General features: G+C 53.7%; 17 protein-coding genes. 10 read left to right on the top strand and 7 right to left on the bottom strand.

Annotation, left to right across the window (positions count from 1 at the left end):
• Positions 1 to 11 precede the first annotated feature (11 nt).
• Positions 12 to 842 carry a Sir2 family NAD+-dependent deacetylase gene (gene cobB, locus R9X49_RS09250; RefSeq protein ID WP_319848096.1) on the top strand — a complete coding sequence of 277 codons (831 nt, stop codon included), beginning with the start codon at positions 12 to 14 and terminating at the stop codon, positions 840 to 842.
• 445 nt (positions 843 to 1287) lie between these two features.
• On the opposite strand, the gene R9X49_RS09245 is transcribed toward cobB, so the two are convergent.
• Complete coding sequence (locus tag R9X49_RS09245) at positions 1288 to 2004, bottom strand: Crp/Fnr family transcriptional regulator (RefSeq protein WP_319848094.1); 717 nt, start codon at positions 2002 to 2004, stop codon at positions 1288 to 1290.
• Positions 2005 to 2120: 116 nt separating this feature from the next.
• Between R9X49_RS09245 and R9X49_RS09240 the strand changes: the two genes are divergently transcribed.
• From R9X49_RS09240 to R9X49_RS09200, 9 genes are all read left to right on the top strand, one after another.
• Positions 2121 to 2465 carry a cupin domain-containing protein gene (locus R9X49_RS09240; protein ID WP_319848093.1) on the top strand — a complete coding sequence of 115 codons (345 nt, stop codon included), beginning with the start codon at positions 2121 to 2123 and terminating at the stop codon, positions 2463 to 2465.
• Positions 2466 to 2476: 11 nt separating this feature from the next.
• On the top strand, positions 2477 to 3241 hold the full coding sequence (locus tag R9X49_RS09235; protein WP_319848091.1) for a class I SAM-dependent methyltransferase: 765 nt from the start codon (positions 2477 to 2479) through the stop codon (positions 3239 to 3241).
• A 135-nt stretch (positions 3242 to 3376) separates the two neighbouring features.
• Positions 3377 to 4414 carry a vitamin B12 ABC transporter permease BtuC gene (btuC, locus tag R9X49_RS09230; protein WP_319848090.1) on the top strand — a complete coding sequence of 346 codons (1038 nt, stop codon included), beginning with the start codon at positions 3377 to 3379 and terminating at the stop codon, positions 4412 to 4414.
• 51 nt (positions 4415 to 4465) lie between these two features.
• Positions 4466 to 5017: a glutathione peroxidase gene (locus R9X49_RS09225; RefSeq protein WP_319848088.1), complete on the top strand. Its 552-nt coding sequence runs from the start codon at positions 4466 to 4468 to the stop codon at positions 5015 to 5017.
• Positions 5018 to 5794, top strand: a complete 777-nt coding sequence (gene btuD / locus R9X49_RS09220; protein WP_319848087.1) for a vitamin B12 ABC transporter ATP-binding protein BtuD — start codon at positions 5018 to 5020, stop codon at positions 5792 to 5794.
• A 354-nt stretch (positions 5795 to 6148) separates the two neighbouring features.
• Positions 6149 to 6625 carry an NlpC/P60 family protein gene (locus R9X49_RS09215; protein ID WP_220467019.1) on the top strand — a complete coding sequence of 159 codons (477 nt, stop codon included), beginning with the start codon at positions 6149 to 6151 and terminating at the stop codon, positions 6623 to 6625.
• Between the two features lie 41 nt (positions 6626 to 6666).
• Positions 6667 to 7683, top strand: coding sequence for a lipoate--protein ligase A (locus tag R9X49_RS09210; protein ID WP_319848086.1), 1017 nt, complete (start codon positions 6667 to 6669; stop codon positions 7681 to 7683).
• Between the two features lie 137 nt (positions 7684 to 7820).
• Positions 7821 to 8546, top strand: a complete 726-nt coding sequence (locus R9X49_RS09205) for an EAL domain-containing protein (protein ID WP_319848625.1) — start codon at positions 7821 to 7823, stop codon at positions 8544 to 8546.
• A 186-nt stretch (positions 8547 to 8732) separates the two neighbouring features.
• Positions 8733 to 10184, top strand: coding sequence for a protein adenylyltransferase SelO (locus tag R9X49_RS09200; RefSeq protein ID WP_319848085.1), 1452 nt, complete (start codon positions 8733 to 8735; stop codon positions 10182 to 10184).
• Positions 10185 to 10203: 19 nt separating this feature from the next.
• Here R9X49_RS09200 and R9X49_RS09195 read toward each other — a convergent pair whose 3' ends face one another.
• From R9X49_RS09195 to R9X49_RS09170, 6 genes are all read right to left on the bottom strand, one after another.
• The gene (locus R9X49_RS09195) at positions 10204 to 11001 is read right to left on the bottom strand and encodes a heme ABC transporter ATP-binding protein (RefSeq protein ID WP_319848084.1); all 798 of its coding nucleotides are present in this window, start codon (positions 10999 to 11001) and stop codon (positions 10204 to 10206) included.
• The gene (locus R9X49_RS09190; RefSeq protein WP_225084984.1) at positions 10994 to 11998 is read right to left on the bottom strand and encodes a FecCD family ABC transporter permease; all 1005 of its coding nucleotides are present in this window, start codon (positions 11996 to 11998) and stop codon (positions 10994 to 10996) included. The genes R9X49_RS09195 and R9X49_RS09190 overlap by 8 nt, the downstream gene beginning before the upstream one ends.
• A complete protein-coding gene (locus R9X49_RS09185) occupies positions 11995 to 12813 on the bottom strand; it encodes a hemin ABC transporter substrate-binding protein (RefSeq protein ID WP_319848083.1) in 819 nt (272 codons plus the stop codon). Before R9X49_RS09185 ends, R9X49_RS09190 begins: the two co-directional genes overlap by 4 nt.
• Positions 12810 to 13862: a hemin-degrading factor gene (locus tag R9X49_RS09180; RefSeq protein ID WP_319848082.1), complete on the bottom strand. Its 1053-nt coding sequence runs from the start codon at positions 13860 to 13862 to the stop codon at positions 12810 to 12812. Before R9X49_RS09180 ends, R9X49_RS09185 begins: the two co-directional genes overlap by 4 nt.
• A gap of 218 nt (positions 13863 to 14080) precedes the next feature.
• The gene (locus R9X49_RS09175; RefSeq protein WP_319848081.1) at positions 14081 to 15127 is read right to left on the bottom strand and encodes a 3-deoxy-7-phosphoheptulonate synthase; all 1047 of its coding nucleotides are present in this window, start codon (positions 15125 to 15127) and stop codon (positions 14081 to 14083) included.
• A 261-nt stretch (positions 15128 to 15388) separates the two neighbouring features.
• Positions 15389 to 16210 carry a pyruvate, water dikinase regulatory protein gene (locus R9X49_RS09170; RefSeq protein WP_319848080.1) on the bottom strand — a complete coding sequence of 274 codons (822 nt, stop codon included), beginning with the start codon at positions 16208 to 16210 and terminating at the stop codon, positions 15389 to 15391.
• Positions 16211 to 16495: the final 285 nt, after the last annotated feature.

The raw sequence follows: 16495 nt of genomic DNA, 5'->3' as shown, positions 1-16495 counted from the left end.
CTGGAGAACGTATGTATACGCGTCAACGATTAGGGCGGTTTCATAAGGGAAAGCGACAGCGGCAACAGCGTCTTCGTGCGCGTATTTTCCATCGTGATTATCTGGCAGCAAGCGAAGTGAAAAAACCGCGCGTGGTGGTACTGACGGGCGCTGGCATTTCAGCAGAGTCGGGCATTCGTACCTTTCGTGCGGCCGATGGCCTGTGGGAAGAACATCGCGTTGAAGATGTCGCGACGCCTGAAGGTTTTCAGCGTAATCCTGAGCTGGTACAGGCATTTTATAACGCGCGTCGCCGTCAGCTACAGCAGCCGGAAATTGTGCCGAATGCCGCGCATCTGGCATTGGCGAATCTGGAAGCGATGCTGGAAGATAATTTCCTGCTGATTACGCAAAACATCGATAACCTGCATGAACGCGCTGGTAGCCAGCGCGTCATTCATATGCATGGTGAACTGCTGAAAATACGCTGTAGCCAAAGCGGGCAGATTTTTGAGTGGACGGACGATCTTGCCGTTGGCGAACGTTGCCACTGCTGTCAGTTCCCCGCGCCTTTACGCCCGCATGTGGTGTGGTTTGGTGAAATGCCGCTGCACATGGACAAGATTTACCATGCGCTGTCGCAGGCAGATTACTTTATTGCGATTGGCACATCGGGACATGTGTATCCCGCTGCTGGCTTTGTCCATGAGGCCCATTCGCACGGTGCCTACACGCTGGAACTGAATCTGGAACCCAGTCAGGTAGAAAGTCAGTTTGATGAAAAAATTTATGGTCCCGCCAGCACCGTCGTGCCCGAGTTCGTCGCGGCCTGGCTGACGCGTGGTCAAAGCATCAAGTTTTAAACATCAGCAAAAAGTGAAAACGTCATGAATCGTATGAGGACGGCGTTTTCTCTTTCCTATCGTTACCGCAGCAACACTCGTCAAGCTGATCGAATGGCAACATGGCGGTGTGGTTAAAGAAACAATATTCACTCTCGCTACAGTGCGTATGCGCAGCGGTTTCTGTTGGCGAATCCGCCTGCGGATGTGGCGGCTGTTGGCTGTCATGGCGTGACGATGTTCCATGAAGAGATAAGGTTCGTCGGAAAAAGCCCAGCATAGCGTTACCCTCACGGTATCTCATCACAACTATGAATGAGATAATTATGTTAATGAGAGTTATTCTCATCAATGTAAGCTAAGCGTAGTTGATAATCCGATGGTGAGGGAATGACAATTGTCAAAAAGTATAACTACCGTTGTTCTATCCGCTTGCCATGCCTGAATCGACAAAGGATTAGATCGCTCAGAATGTCCGTCTGGCCTCGGCTGCCAGCTCTTTCAGATAATCCAGATCGCACAATTCCACCTGATGGCCCCGATAGGTAATGTAGCCTTGCCGCTTCCAGTCGGACATCAATCGGCTCAATGTTTCACCGCGCATTCCTAATGAGGTCGCAAGCTGCCCCCTGCTCACCGGTAATATCAACTGCTGAGTTTGCTGAATGTGGTGTTGCCGCAGCAGGTAATCAGCCAGACGCTGTGGCGCGGAGCTGGACGTCAGCCAGTCGATTTGGTTGATCGTCGAGTAGAGCTTCTTGCCTAGATAATTCAGCAAACGCAGCGCCAGTTCCGGGCGTTGCAAACAAAACTGGTGAATATCCTGCCGTGGAATCATCAGCGTGTGGCCGTCGCTCAGCGCGCGGATATTCATCGGGAAGCGGCCATGGTCCATAAACACCGCCGCGATGGCGACAAATTCTCCGCGTTCAAACTGACCGAAAATCTTTTCATCGCCGCCATAGGTATGACGAAAAGCCTGCAACTTTCCCGTTTCAACCAGCAAACAGTGCTGCATTTTGTCGCCTTCGCGAAACAGGACGTCATCCTGCTGGAAAAATAGACGCTCGCTTTTTGCCAATAGTTCGCACACCACATCGCTGGGTTCATCGCGCATCCAGTCATGCTGAAACAGCACATCACCGTATTCATCGGGCGATAGCGCCTTTTTGACAAATGTCATTTGCCCTCCCAGAGGCTGGTATTACCATCAAGCTAGTAAATGAAAATAATAATCACTTGCATAGATTCGGCAAGCAAAATCACGGCGCGCTGAATCGAGAATAGCGGAGAGTTTCCATGAAAGAAAATACCCTTCCAGCGGCACAGGCGCTGGTTCTCCATGAATTGATTACCCCAACTGAACAGGGGATCGCCAGCCGCGTATTGGCCCGTACCGACGGCGGCAATGTCACGCTGTTTGCCTTCGATCAGGGGCAGGGGTTGAGCGAACACAGCGCGCCTTATGATGCACTGGTTATGGTACTTGAAGGTGAATTATTGCTGACGATCGGCGGCGAGCCTGTCGTCGCGCAGCCCGGCACGCTGGTGCGTATGCCCGCGAATATCCCACATGCCGTTGATGCGCAGCAGTCGTCGCGTATGTTGCTGACGATGTTGAAGACGCTGAAAACACCGAATTAAGGAGTGACAGTATGAGCGATCATGAAGCTGGACATAAATTTTTAGCCCGACTGGGGAAAAAGCGTTTGCGCCCCGGCGGCAGAAAGGCAACCGAGTGGCTGCTTAGTCAGGCCGGGTTCCGACAGGACAGCGTAGTATTAGAAGTCGCCTGCAATATGGGCACCACGGCGATGGAAATTGCGCGTCGGTTTGGCTGTCAGGTTATTGGCGCGGATATGGATAAAGCCGCGTTACAGAAGGCGCAGGAAAATGTCGCGGCAAACGGTCTGGCATCGCAGGTCACGATTATGCAGGCGAATGCGCTGGAGCTGCCGTTTCCCGATAATCACTTTGACGTAGTGATTAACGAAGCCATGCTGACGATGTATGCCGACAAGGCCAAGAGCCGCATTATTGCCGAATATTATCGCGTGCTGAAACCGGGTGGCCGCCTGATTACCCACGATATTATGCTGCTCTCCGAGAAGGATACTGGCGCATTGCAGGCGGTGGAACAGATGCATAAAGCGATCAACGTGCATGCGCAGCCGATGCTGCGTGAACGCTGGGTGACGCTGTTTCAGGAATGTGGTTTTAGCAAGGTCAGCTACGATAACGGTGCCATGACGCTGCTGACGCCACAGGGGCTGATTTATGATGAAGGGCTGGCTGGCGCGGCACGCATCGTAAAAAATGCGCTGAAGAAAGAAAACCGCGGCATGTTCTTCAACATGTTCCATACCTTCCGCCGCAATCGGAATCAGCTTAACTATATTGCGGTATGTAGCACGAAGTAGTGGTTGTATTCCTTTTGACTGCGTAGCGGTAACAAGGAAAAAGCGTGTAAGGCAGGCGAAATCGTTTAACATACGTGACAGGACGTTATCTTAACTGCGCTTTTTATCGCGCTGGATTCCTTGTTACGGTGAACAATGCAGCCATTATCGCCGGGTGATATCCCGCTGAAGCACGCGACGCCGTTGCCTCACTACAGCCAGCTAAAACAACAGCAGTACAGACGCGATCGTCGGAGTCTGGTACTGCTGTTGGCGTTTCTCGCGCTTACGCTGGTCGTCAGTCTGTGCGCCGGAGAGCGCTGGATTTGGCCGACGGCCTGGCTGGATGACGCTCAGCAGCTCTTTGTCTGGCAACTGCGTTTGCCCAGAACGCTGGCTGTGATGCTGGTGGGAGCGAGTCTGGCGATGTCAGGCACCGTGATGCAGGCTGTCTTTGATAACCCACTGGCGGAACCGGGGCTGCTGGGCGTCGCCAACGGCGCAGGCGTGGCCTTAGTGCTGACGGTACTGCTGGGGCAGGGATTGCTGCCCGTCTGGATGCTAAGCCTGAGCGCCATTGCTGGCGCGCTGCTGATTACCTTTCTGTTACTCCATTTTGCCCGTCGTCATATTTCTAATACCCGTTTATTGCTCATCGGCATTGCGCTCGGGATTATTTGTAGCGCGGTGATGACCTGGGCCGTCTATTTCAGTACCAGCCTCGACTTACGCCAACTGATGTACTGGATGATGGGCGGTTTCAGTGGCATTGACTGGCGGCACGGCTGGCTGATGTTGGCGCTCTTGCCGCTGTTGCTATGGCTGAGTCGTCAGGGCGCGGTACTGAACGGATTGACGCTGGGTGAGATTCAGGCGCGTCAGTTGGGCATTCCGGTCTATCGCTGGCGTACGATTCTCGTGCTGGTTATGGGCGTACAGGTCGGGCTGAGCGTGGCGCTGGCTGGCATCATCGCGTTTATTGGCTTAGTGATCCCACACATGTTGCGGCTGTGCGGGTTGACCGATCAGCGCTATTTATTGAGCGGCTGTGCGTTGGCTGGCGGCGGTGTTCTGTTGCTGGCAGATACGGTCGCGCGCGTTGCGCTGAGTTCAGCCGAGTTGCCGATAGGCGTGGTTACCGCTACGCTGGGATCGCCATGGTTTATCTGGCTGTTATTACGTAATCGGCTGTAGCGATATGTCTTGTTTTATCCATTCTTATTGATCATTAAAGGGAGCAAAACGATGAGCACTGAAATCTATGCTATTCCGCTGACCACTATCGACGGGAAAGCGACAACGTTTGAGGCGTTTAAAGGGCAGGTGGCTTTAGTCGTTAACGTCGCCTCTCAATGCGGCCTGACTAAGCAATATGAAGCTTTGGAAAAACTCTACGAGACCTATCGCGACAAAGGTCTGGTCGTGCTGGGATTCCCCTCCAATGAATTTGCAGGACAGGAACCGGGCTCGGAAGAAGAGATTCAGGAATTCTGCCGTGGGACGTTTGGCGTTCAGTTCCCGATGTTCAGCAAGATTGAAGTCAATGGCGAGAACCGTCATCCGCTGTATCAGCTGTTGATTCGCAAACAGCCGGAAGCTAACGGGACCTGGAAAAGTGACTTTTTTGCGCGTTTGGTCAATAAAGGCCGTAAGCCTAAAAACCCGGAAGATATTCTGTGGAATTTCGAAAAATTCCTGGTGGATCGCGAAGGGCGTGTGATTGATCGTTTTGCGCCAGATATGGCACCTGACCATGACACCATCGTGAAAGCGATCGAAGAGGCGCTGGCAAAATAATTGACGCAGCAGACTTCCCCCGTATTACAGCTGCGGCAGGCGAGCGTCGTGCCGCGTTTGTCACCGACGAATGCGGAGTGTCGTCGCGGTGAGTTGCTGCATATCATTGGCCCAAACGGAGCCGGAAAGAGCACGTTGCTGGCAAGAGCGGCGGGTTTGCTGGCAGGAGAAGGCGAAGTCTATCTGGCTGACACGCCGCTGTCGCAGTATACGGCAGCGGATTTAGCCGTACGACGCGCCTATCTGGCACAGCAACAGCCTCCGCTGACGCTGATGCCGGTATTCCAGTACTGGCAACTGCATCAGCCGCCGCTAGCTCAGGAGTCCGCGGTCGAAAAGGTGGTACATTTTCTGGCGGAACGTCTGATGTTAACCGACAAGCTGGCTCGCCCGCTTACGCAGCTGTCGGGAGGCGAGTGGCAGCGCGTTCGGCTGGTGGCGGCGCTATTGCAGATTTGGCCGACCCTCAATCCGCATGCGCGTCTGTTGCTGCTGGATGAACCGACCAATAGCCTCGATGTGGCTCAGCAGGCGGCACTGGATGCGTTATTGAGTGAACTCTGCCGTTTTGGCATCACGGTCGTGGTTTGCGCACACGATCTGAACCACAGCGCCCACCATGCGGATCGCGTGTGGCTGTTGTCAGAAGGCGCACTGGTGGCACAAGGCGAGACGGCGGAGGTCATGCTGCCGGAGGTGCTGTCCCCCGTGTTCGGTGTCGCGTTTCAGCGGCACGTAGTCGATGGCAGAAACTGGATCATCACTCGCAGCGCCTAGCGCCGCTCGTTTAACTATCGAGATACCGGGATAGTCCCCTCAATCCATGCTTAAACGGCCAGTATTATTCAGGCCCCTGACTCCTGTTGCGAGGGGATGACGTCGTCAGAAAATAGGAAAAATCGCCTTTACTTGCCAGTGACCCCGATTAAACGCTAAATTAATCAATACTCATCATACTTCAAGTTGCATGTGCGTTGGCTGCGTTCACTCACCCGAATCACTTACTTATGTAAGCTCATCGGGATTCCTTCGCTTGCCGCCTTCCTGAAACTCGAATTATGTAGAGTATATACTTGGCATTCTTCTCTGCCACTGTCAGCCTATGGCCTCGGCGGTTTTATGGTAATCGCGATGATACGTTTACGACATGCTTTGATCCTTGCCAGCCTGATTTTGGTCGGCTGTAGCAGTAGTCGGCATAATAATCCGCCGCCGAATGCGCGCCTGAGCGATTCGATCATGGTGATGGTGCAGTTAAACGATCAATTGGGGCAATGGTATAGAACGCCTTATCGCTATGGCGGGCTGGATCGTAACGGCGTCGATTGCTCCGGCTTTGTTTACCTGACATTTCGCGATAAGTTTGGCATGCAGCTGCCGCGCACGACGGAAGAACAAACCGAACTGGGCGAGCGTGTTGACCGCGATAATCTGTTACCGGGCGATTTGGTCTTTTTCAAAACGGGCAGCGGCAGCAGTGGGTTGCACGTCGGCATTTATGACAAAGACGACCAGTTTATTCATGCCTCTACCAGTCAGGGCGTAATCCGCTCGTCACTGGATAACGTGTACTGGAAACGGGCGTACTGGCAGGCCCGCCGCATCTAATTCTCCTTCCTTTTTTGTTGACGGCACGGAGCTATCCACTTATGTCCTCTCTGCGTTTATTGATCTCTGGCTCTTACGATCCCTGGTTTAATCTGGCCGTTGAGGAGTGCATCTTTCGCCAGATGCCCACCACGCAGCGGGTACTATTTTTGTGGCGCAATGCGGAAACCGTGGTCATCGGTCGCGCTCAGAACCCGTGGAAAGAGTGCAATACGCGGCGGATGGAAGAGGATGGTATCAAGCTGGCACGGCGCAGCAGCGGCGGTGGGGCGGTCTTTCACGATCTCGGGAATACCTGCTTTACCTTCATGGCGGGCAAACCGGAGTACGATAAAAGCGTTTCAACGCAGATCGTGCTGGATGCACTCAGTGCTCTTGGGCTAAAGGCCAGCGCCTCGGGTCGTAACGATCTGGTGGTGGAAACCGCAGACGGCGTGCGCAAGGTGTCCGGTTCTGCCTATCGCGAAACCAAAGATCGCGGCTTTCATCACGGCACGCTGCTGCTAAATGCGGATCTCAGTCGTTTAGCGGACTATTTGAACCCGGATGTTAAGAAGCTACAGGCAAAAGGAATTACGTCGGTGCGTTCCCGCGTTGCCAATCTGGTGGAGTTGCTGCCCTCTGTCGATCATCAGGTGATTTGCCAGGCGGTGACGCAGGCCTTCTTTGATTATTTCGGCGAACAGTGCGAACCGGAAATCATCTCGCCTTCAGCTTATCCGGACCTACCGGGATTTAGCGAACAGTTTGCACGCCAAAGTAGCTGGGAATGGAATTTCGGTCAGGCACCGGATTTCTCGCACTTACTTGATAACCGATTTACTTGGGGCGGCGTTGAATTACATTTCGATGTGGAACGCGGCGTGATTGTCCGCGCACAGATTTATACCGATAGCCTGAACCCCGCGCCGTTAGAAGCACTCGCTTCCGCATTACAGGGAACAGCGTATCGCCCGGAAAATATGGCGGCTGCGTGTCAGGCGCTGATTAGCGGGTTCCCCGAACAGCAAAACGAATTGCAGGAACTGGCCGACTGGCTGGAGCAGAGTTTACGCTAAAACGTGAATTTCGCTGCTAAATGCGTCCTGTTGCATAGCAGAAAGGCGCTTTCGTGCGTTATGCGGATAAGCGCTGTAGATTCACATATAATAATAACGTAATGTGATTATTATGAATCGCTATGCAGTACAGGATCATGCGCATCCATCTTGCTGTTGATTACACCAGTGACTACGTTTTTTGGCCGATATTCAGGTTGGATGGAACGCTGCTGGCTGTCGAAATGATAAGCCATTTTAATGGTCTTTCGGGCAAGTTGAGCATGCCTGCCGATATTCTCCTCATGCAATTAAGTCCACGCCAGAAGCAGGATTTGGTCCATGAACAGCTGCTTTTTATCAAAGAAAAATCCGCATGGTTTCTCGATAACCACATTCAACTGGTGTTGAAAGTGGGGCGTGAAATAGCAGACATTTTAATCAACTCCGACGTGCTGCGCGCTGAAATCAAACGCCTTGATTTTGTCCTGCTGGAAATTAATGAGTTTTTCCCACAGCTCTCGCAGGGAAAAGAAAATGCCGCGTTGCTGAATCTGAGCCAAGCCTTTCCTTTATGGCTGGATAATTTTGGTTCTGGAAAGACAACGCTTAAACCTTTGCATGATGGCCTGGTGCAAGGTGTGAAGCTGGATCGCCAGTTTATTGGGCAACTGTTATCGCGTCCGGCAAATACGCTGATGATGGAGCCGTTGCTGAGGACGATTAAAAACAGCTATTCAGGCATCAGCATTGTCGCTAAGGAGATCGACACCGTGGCGATCCTGAACAAAATGAGACTGCTGAACATTGATGCTGTTCAGGGCCAAATGTGGCCCGCCGTACATTTTGATGGGCTTGAGCAACGCACGGCACTTATTGGCTAATTCAATCGGTCCAACCGCTTTTCGGGGGGCGGAACCTTCTAAATACCGCTCGTGGAAATAATACCCCTGCGTTTCCTCCGTGTTAATTTCATTACCATCCCTCTACACTTTCTGCATACCCGTTAGTCGATGTGTGGTGAGCGTATGGCTCTCTTCACCTGAACAGGGTGGTACTAGGGAGACAGGATGCAGCAGACACCGTTATTCAAAAATCACTATTTTCACCAACTGCCGGAGTTCTATACCGCGCTACAGCCTACGCCGCTACATGGCGCTCGCCTGCTTTATCACAGCGAGGGATTGGCTGCGGAGCTCGGGCTGTCTTCCGACTGGTTTGCGCCAGAACAGGATGCCGTCTGGAGCGGCGAGCGTTTGCTGCCGGGGATGGCACCGCTGGCGCAGGTGTATAGCGGCCATCAGTTTGGCATGTGGGCCGGCCAACTGGGTGACGGGCGCGGCATCCTGCTGGGAGAACAACAGCTGCCGGATGGCCGCAGCATGGATTGGCACCTGAAAGGCGCAGGGCTGACGCCGTATTCGCGTATGGGTGACGGTCGTGCCGTGCTGCGTTCGGTCATTCGCGAATTTCTGGCCTCGGAAGCGATGCACCATCTGGGGATCCCCACTACGCGGGCGTTGACGATTGTCACCAGCACGCATCCGGTACAGCGTGAGCAGGAAGAAAAGGGCGCGATGCTGCTGCGCGTGGCGGAAAGCCATGTGCGCTTCGGTCACTTTGAACACTTCTACTATCGCCGTGAACCGGGAAAGGTACGCCAACTGGTGGAGTATGTCATTGCTCGCCATTGGCCGCAGTGGGAGAACGATGAGCATCGCTATGAATTGTGGTTCGGCGATGTGGTCGAACGTACCGCCCGGCTGATTACGCATTGGCAGGCGGTCGGATTTTCACACGGCGTAATGAATACGGATAACATGTCGATTCTGGGGCTTACTATCGACTACGGCCCTTATGGTTTTTTAGATGCCTATCAGCCTGATTTCATCTGTAATCATTCCGACCATCGTGGGCGCTATGCGTTTGACAATCAGCCTGCCGTAGGGCTGTGGAATCTGCATCGTCTGGCGCAGGCGCTGTCGGGGCTGATGGACACGGAAACGCTGGAGCGCGCGCTTGCCCGCTATGAACCGGCGCTGATGCAGCATTATGGCACGCTGATGCGCGCCAAGCTGGGCTTGTTTACCGCGAGTGCGGAGGATAATGACGTGCTGGTCGGGCTGTTGCGTCTGATGCAGCAAGAGGGCAGCGATTATACCCGCACATTTCGTCTGCTGGCAGACTGTGAGAAACAGGCATCACGCGCGCCGCTCCGTGATGAGTTTATCGACAGGGCCGCGTTCGATAGCTGGTTTGCGACTTATCGCAAGAGGCTGATGCAGGAAGAACAGAGTGATGAGGAACGTCGTCAACTGATGAACGCGACGAACCCAAAATACATTTTGCGTAATTATCTGGCGCAAATGGCGATTGAACGGGCGGAACATGATGACATTAGCGTGCTGACACGTCTGCATCAGGCGCTGTGCCGACCGTTTGACGAACAGCCGGATAAGAACGATCTGGCGGCGTTACCGCCAGAGTGGGGCAAACATCTGGAGATTTCCTGCTCCAGCTAAGCCAGAGCAGGAATGATGGCTATTGCCGCAGATAAACCTGCGGAATGGTGTAGTCGGGGTGTGAACCGACGCTGAGGTCGGCGCGATACCAGCGGGTCAACGTCTCTGCCTGTAGCACCTGCGCAGGCGTACCCTGTGCGACCAGCTTCCCTTCGTGTAACAGCAGGATGCGATCGGCATACAGCGCCGCCAGATTCAGGTCGTGCAGAACACAACACACGGCTAACGGTTGCTCACGGGTAAGCTGTTTGAGCAGCCGCAAGAGGTGTTGTTGATGGTACAGATCCAGCGCCGACGTGGGTTCATCGAGAAATAGCCAGCCTGGCGTCGGTTCTGGATGCCACAGCTGTGCCAGCACGCGAGCGAGCTGTACGCGTTGCTGCTCTCCGCCTGAAAGGTGGCGATAGTCGCGCGCCGCCAGTTCCAGGCAGCCCGTTTGTGCCATGACTTGCTGAATAACATCATCATTTTTCGGGTAGCGCCCGTGCGGTGAACGCCCCATCGCGACGACATCCTGCACGCTAAACGCAAACGCCATGCCGCTATGTTGACGCATCACCGCACGCGTTTTTGCCAGTGCGCCGGGCTGCCAGTGCGAAAATGGCTGTCCGGCTAACAGGCATTCGCCGTTATCGGGCGTCAAATAACCGGTCAATAGACGGAGCAGGGTAGACTTCCCCGCGCCGTTAGGGCCGATAATCGCGACGATTTCCCCACAGTGCAGTTCCAGAGAAACATCATCCGTCAGAGTGCGACCATTGGTCTGAAAGCGTAGATGACGTGCGACTAACGTCCGGTCGAGCGCTGAGTCAGTCATTACTACGTCCTTTATGCTGAACGATCAGCCATAAGAAATACGGCCCGCCAATCAGGCTACTTAACAGCCCGACGGGCATTTCCGCTGGAGCAAGCAGCGTGCGCGCCAGCGTATCGGCAAACAGCAGCAGACAGGCACCGCCGAGGATAGAACCGGGAATGAGCCAACGATGATCGGCACCCACATGCAAACGCATCAGGTGGGGGATAATGAGCCCGATAAACCCGATCACGCCGCTGACCGCCACCGCGACACCCACCAGCAGTGAACTCAGTAGCAGCAGCGCGTATTTGGTACGCTTTACGTTGATGCCAAGGTAATGCGCCTCTTCATCTCCCAACTGCAATACATTCAGACGGCGCGCGTAGTACAGCGTGGCAAGCATGCCGGGAATCGCCAGTGTGCTGGTAACCAACAGCATTGGCCACTGAGCCTGTCCGAGACTGCCCATGCCCCAAAGCGAGAACTGGCGCAATTGTTGGTCGGTGCTGATGTAGGTTAAGACGCCGATCAGCGCAAGGCACAGTGCATTGAGCGCGATACCTGCCAGCAGTAATCGCGTTAATCCACCCTGTTCGGAGCGGCTGAGGATAAAAATGATCGCGGTAATCGCCAGACTACCCGCGAAAGCGGCAAACATCGGGCTGTAAAGCGCCAGCAGAGGGGGAAGACCGAGCGGCAGCACGATAGTGAGTGCCACGCAGAGCGCTGCGCCGCTGCTGATGCCAAGCAGGCTGGGATCGGCCAGTGGATTGCGAAACAGTCCTTGCATAATCGTGCCTGAACAGGCCAGCGCGCCGCCGACGAGTATCGCCAGCAGCACGCGGGGGACGCGGATGTTCAGCCAGATATGCCAGAGCGGATCGTCAAAAGGCGTCTGCCATAGCGTCTTGAGTGACAACGTCAACGCACCCATGTTGGCGGCACCCACCATCAGTACCGCCATGAGCAACAACAGCGCGATCAACCAGGTGCGCGGATGAAACCGTGACGTCATTTGATCGCTTCGGCTGTCTGACGCAGCGTTGCCATCAACGCTGGCGTTTCGAGCGTAAAGCCCAGCATTGCCATATCATCGACGACCAGCAGACGCTTGTGTTTACCCGCAGGCGTCAGTTCCAGACCGGGTAATTTCCAGACTTGCGCTTCGCCGCCCAATGTCTTCAGCCCCTGGCTGGATATCAGAATCAGATCTGGCGCGCTGGCAATGACGCCTTCCTGAGACAGTTGCTGATAACGTTCAACGTTCTGCATGGCATTCTGTAACCCAGCGTGGCGAATGATCGTGTCTGGCGGCGTATTTTTGCCTGCGCCCATCGCACTCATACCACCATGGTTGAGAATAAACAGCGCCTTGACAGGCAATGGTGCGGTTTTGACCGCCGCCAACTGCTGCTGATAGGTTTCCGTCAGCTTTTTACCTTCTGTGTCTTTACCCAACGCCTGTGCGATGGCGCTAATTTTCTGCGGCACCGCATCCAGCGCTGGCTGAGCGGAAACGTGAACCACTTTGGTGCCGCTGTCCGCAACCTGCTGTAAGACGAGAGAAGGTTGAGACAAATCGCTGGCAAGGACCAGAGACGGTTTCATCGCCAGAATACCTTCGGCATTGAGGTGACGCATGTAACCGACATCAGGCAGTTTCTTCACGGATTCCGGGTGCAAGCTGGTGCTATCACGCGCAACCAGGTCTTTCTCTGCGCCTAGCGCATAGATGATTTCCGTGACGTCGCCGCCGATAGAAACGATACGTTCGGCAGCAGACACCCCCAGCGGGAGTGTCAATAGCAGAGGGAATAGCCAATTTTTCATGCGGCGAGATCCTTATGCGGTTTCAGGGCATCGATTTGGTCGCGCCACTGCTGTTGTTCCGGAGTCCCTTCGGTACGTTGCCCGAAGAGTTGTGCAATTTGAGAGCCGTCTGCGGCATAGAGTTCGAGGCTGGTCACGATACCGTCAGCCGTCGGCTTACGTGTCACCCAGCTTTCAGCGATCGCGCCTTCGATCAGATGCAGGGTAAAGTCTTTATTAAAGATGTTAATCCATTCCGCGTGCTGCTCCATGCGTTCTACGCGCTCGAGCGTACCGGTGAAGATTTGCACACAGCCGCGGTTACCGACAAACACCATGATTTCGTTCTGATCTTCACGTGCAGCAAACAGGATCTGTGACAGCGCATCGTTGTCTACACGGTAAGCCAAATCGTCAGCGACCGAGTTAAACGCCTGCTGGCGCGTCAGGTTATAGCGTTTGAGCAGGATGAAGAAATCATGCACATCCGTCATCGCACGCCATTCCGCTTCAAACTGAGGATTATGGGTAATCGCCTGTTCGGCCGCTGCGCCGTTACCTGCCGGACGAAGCACCAACGCAGGGTTTTCGCTGCTGGTGAATTTCTCAACAAATAGCTGCCAGGCGGCCATGTCCGTGGTGTCGGTCGTGTAGACCTTCAGAATGGCATCACCCTGATGATCGAAGAATTGAATGCTCTGACGCTCTCCGCGTGCGGTGTTTTCACGCAGCGCAAAAGCCGAGGCCCACTGAGAGAGGAACAAACGCAGATCCAGTCCGCGCGGATTGAGGATAAGACCAGCATGCCCATCCAGCGTCTGGTTTTGATAATAGCCAGTATGCTCATGCACGGCGTACTCGTTGCGTGTGATCGACTTGGTATTACCAACTTGCTCCAGCGCACTTAACCAGACTTTAGCATCCCCCTGCAGGCGCAGCGCATCGTGTCCGACACGGGCGTGAGTTAGTTCCGCTTCGCTGATGCCGAGTAGCGCAGCCAGATCGCGAGCGTATTTACGCGGATGTTCAACTTTAGCCTGGAGGTATTGTTGGTAAATAGACGTCTGCATCTCGTTCGTTCCCTTAATCGTTGTCGTATTGATTATAGCAATGAATGAGAATCATTTTCATGTAACAAAAACGCAACCTCAAGTGAAGTTTTCTTAATAAGTGGAATAAGAAGAATCGTAGATGAATTTATGTGCTGCGAGAGCGTGGAAGAGGCGTCAGGAAAGAGGAAACGGCTGGCACACGACCGGAGAAGGTGAGTGTGCCAGCGTGTATCGGATTAGAAACGGCTGTCGACGGCGTCCGCCAGACGTGCCAGCAGCGTTTCAGTGTCCTGCCAGCTCAAACAAGGATCGGTAATGGATTGCCCGTACGTCAATGCCAGAGGATTGAGCGCTGGCTGGTTGCCTTCAATTAAGAAACTTTCCGCCATGATGCCCGCGATAGCGCGTGAACCGGCGCGAATTTGCTGGCAGATGTCATCGGCCACGTCGAGCTGGCGACGATGCTGTTTCTGGCAGTTAGCATGACTAAAATCGATCACCAGATGCTCGGGCAGCGAGAATTCACGCAGGTGAGCGCAGGCGGCGGCGATATCTTCTGCATGGTAGTTCGGCGTTTTCCCGCCGCGCATAATAATGTGGCCAAACGGGTTGCCCTGTGTTTTGTAGACCGACATGAAGCCCTGCTTATCCGGCGAAAGGAACATATGCTGGGCACGGGCGGCGCGAATGGCATCGACGGCGATACGCGTGTTGCCGTCTGTACCGTTCTTGAAGCCGACGGGGCAGGATAGCGCCGAGGCCATTTCCCGGTGAATCTGGCTTTCGGTGGTTCTTGCACCAATCGCGCCCCAGCTAATCAGGTCGGCAATATATTGGCCGGTGACCATATCGAGGAATTCCGTCGCGGTCGGCAATCCAAGCTGGTTGACATCCAGCAGCAGGCGGCGCGCAATCTCCAGCCCTTCGTTTACCTGGAAGGTTCCATTGAGTGCCGGATCGGAAATGAGTCCTTTCCAGCCTACGACCGTGCGCGGTTTTTCAAAATAGGTGCGCATGACGATTTCCAGCCGGTCCTGATACTGCGTGCGTAGCGCAGCCAGACGGCGTGCATAATCTAATGCGCTATCGGTGTCATGGATCGAGCAGGGGCCAATCACGACGAGCAGGCGAGGATCCTGACCGGTTAGAATGGCTTCAATTTTCTTACGTGACGAGGTGACATTTTCGGCAACGGCTGGGGTAATCGGGAGTCTGGCGAGTAACGTTTGGGGCGTAACCAGACTCTCGATGCGCGCGCTCCGCATTTCATCTGTTTGTAGCATGTTTTGTCTCTGAATGCGGTCAAGCCGAAAACCGGTCTTTACTGAAAAAGCGTGGACATGATGGGTCTTTCAGACCACGACACTGTTTTCGAATCACGGCAATATTTTCGAACCACGACAATGTTTTCAGACACGGTTTTCAGGCTATGTTTCCGACTAAAAGGTTGCTTCGCAGCGGCGAAATGCCGGGAAGTGATGGAGCACACAATAAACGAAATGGCGCACATTACAACCGCATCAGAATAAAAAATCTATCATGTACTAGTACATTCTTCGACTCATGCCGAGAATGTCGATGATTTTGGCGGAAATTTCCTCAACGGAATAATTGGTAGTATTGAGATATTTAATCTGGTGTTTGCGAAATAGCGCCTCAACTTCGTTGAGCTCCATGCGGCACTGGCGCAGCGAAGCATAGCGACTATTGCCCCGGCGCTCTTCCCGAATGGCCGCCAGTCGTTCGGCATCAATGGTGAGCCCGAATAGCTTGTGCTGGAAGGGCTTCAACGCATCGGGCAGGCGCAGGTTGTCCATATCATCAGCAATAAAAGGATAGTTAGCAGCGCGAATGCCGAACTGCATTGCCAGATAAAGACTGGTCGGCGTCTTGCCACAGCGTGACACACCCAGCAGAATGACCTGCGCCTGATCGAGGTTGCGCAGCGAGATGCCATCATCGTGCGCCAGCGTATAATCGATAGCCGCGATACGGGCGTCGTATTTGCTCAGATTATTGGCGGTCAAGCCATGAGTGCGGTTAGCCACTGGCGTGGGCGGCGTGTTCAGTTCTTCCTGCAAGGGCGCAACCAGCGCTTGTACGATGTCCTGGCAAAACCCTTCGCTGCTGGTAATAATGTTACGCACGGTCGGGGTGACGATGGAATAAAACACCAGCGGGCGCACACCGGTTTGCTGATATAACGTATTGATTTGTTGACACACGGCTTTGGCGCGCGCTTCACTTTCAACGAAAGGTAAGGTATAGCTAACCGTGTTCACGGGGAACTGGGACAGCACCGCATGACCCAGTACCTCTGCCGTAATGGCCGTACCGTCCGAGACATAAAACACGCTTCTTTCCACATAACCCCCTTGTGATATTTCCGACAGCTCGAACACGTTAACCTCGTCAAAAATTGTGTTTTACGAATACTTTTATTAAAACACCATTTCATTATCTTTATGATAAAGAATGCTAATCTTCTACGATATTGGATTTTTACCGTGTTAAGCAATCATTCGCCGTGAAATCAGTTTTTTTTCATAGGTTGATCGATTCACCTGTCCATGTTCATCAAAACGCTATGCTAACCTGATTGCGTTGAGGCGATTCTCAACCGAACTCTTTCATACCCTAATTGTATGCAG

This window comes from Pectobacterium carotovorum (assembly GCF_033898505.1).
GTDB lineage: Bacteria > Pseudomonadota > Gammaproteobacteria > Enterobacterales > Enterobacteriaceae > Pectobacterium > Pectobacterium carotovorum_J.
Note: the sequence above shows the minus strand (reverse complement) of the source record. Positions and strands in the feature narration are given on the sequence as shown.

Coding starts and splice junctions, on each gene's coding strand:
- cobB (WP_319848096.1), top strand. CDS start 12: ATGTATACGCGTCAACGATTAGGGCGGTTTCATAAGGGAAAGCGACAG.
- R9X49_RS09245 (WP_319848094.1), bottom strand. CDS start 2,004: ATGACATTTGTCAAAAAGGCGCTATCGCCCGATGAATACGGTGATGTG.
- R9X49_RS09240 (WP_319848093.1), top strand. CDS start 2,121: ATGAAAGAAAATACCCTTCCAGCGGCACAGGCGCTGGTTCTCCATGAA.
- R9X49_RS09235 (WP_319848091.1), top strand. CDS start 2,477: ATGAGCGATCATGAAGCTGGACATAAATTTTTAGCCCGACTGGGGAAA.
- btuC (WP_319848090.1), top strand. CDS start 3,377: ATGCAGCCATTATCGCCGGGTGATATCCCGCTGAAGCACGCGACGCCG.
- R9X49_RS09225 (WP_319848088.1), top strand. CDS start 4,466: ATGAGCACTGAAATCTATGCTATTCCGCTGACCACTATCGACGGGAAA.
- R9X49_RS09215 (WP_220467019.1), top strand. CDS start 6,149: ATGATACGTTTACGACATGCTTTGATCCTTGCCAGCCTGATTTTGGTC.
- R9X49_RS09210 (WP_319848086.1), top strand. CDS start 6,667: ATGTCCTCTCTGCGTTTATTGATCTCTGGCTCTTACGATCCCTGGTTT.
- R9X49_RS09205 (WP_319848625.1), top strand. CDS start 7,821: ATGCGCATCCATCTTGCTGTTGATTACACCAGTGACTACGTTTTTTGG.
- R9X49_RS09200 (WP_319848085.1), top strand. CDS start 8,733: ATGCAGCAGACACCGTTATTCAAAAATCACTATTTTCACCAACTGCCG.
- R9X49_RS09195 (WP_319848084.1), bottom strand. CDS start 11,001: ATGACTGACTCAGCGCTCGACCGGACGTTAGTCGCACGTCATCTACGC.
- R9X49_RS09190 (WP_225084984.1), bottom strand. CDS start 11,998: ATGACGTCACGGTTTCATCCGCGCACCTGGTTGATCGCGCTGTTGTTG.
- R9X49_RS09185 (WP_319848083.1), bottom strand. CDS start 12,813: ATGAAAAATTGGCTATTCCCTCTGCTATTGACACTCCCGCTGGGGGTG.
- R9X49_RS09180 (WP_319848082.1), bottom strand. CDS start 13,862: ATGCAGACGTCTATTTACCAACAATACCTCCAGGCTAAAGTTGAACAT.
- R9X49_RS09175 (WP_319848081.1), bottom strand. CDS start 15,127: ATGCTACAAACAGATGAAATGCGGAGCGCGCGCATCGAGAGTCTGGTT.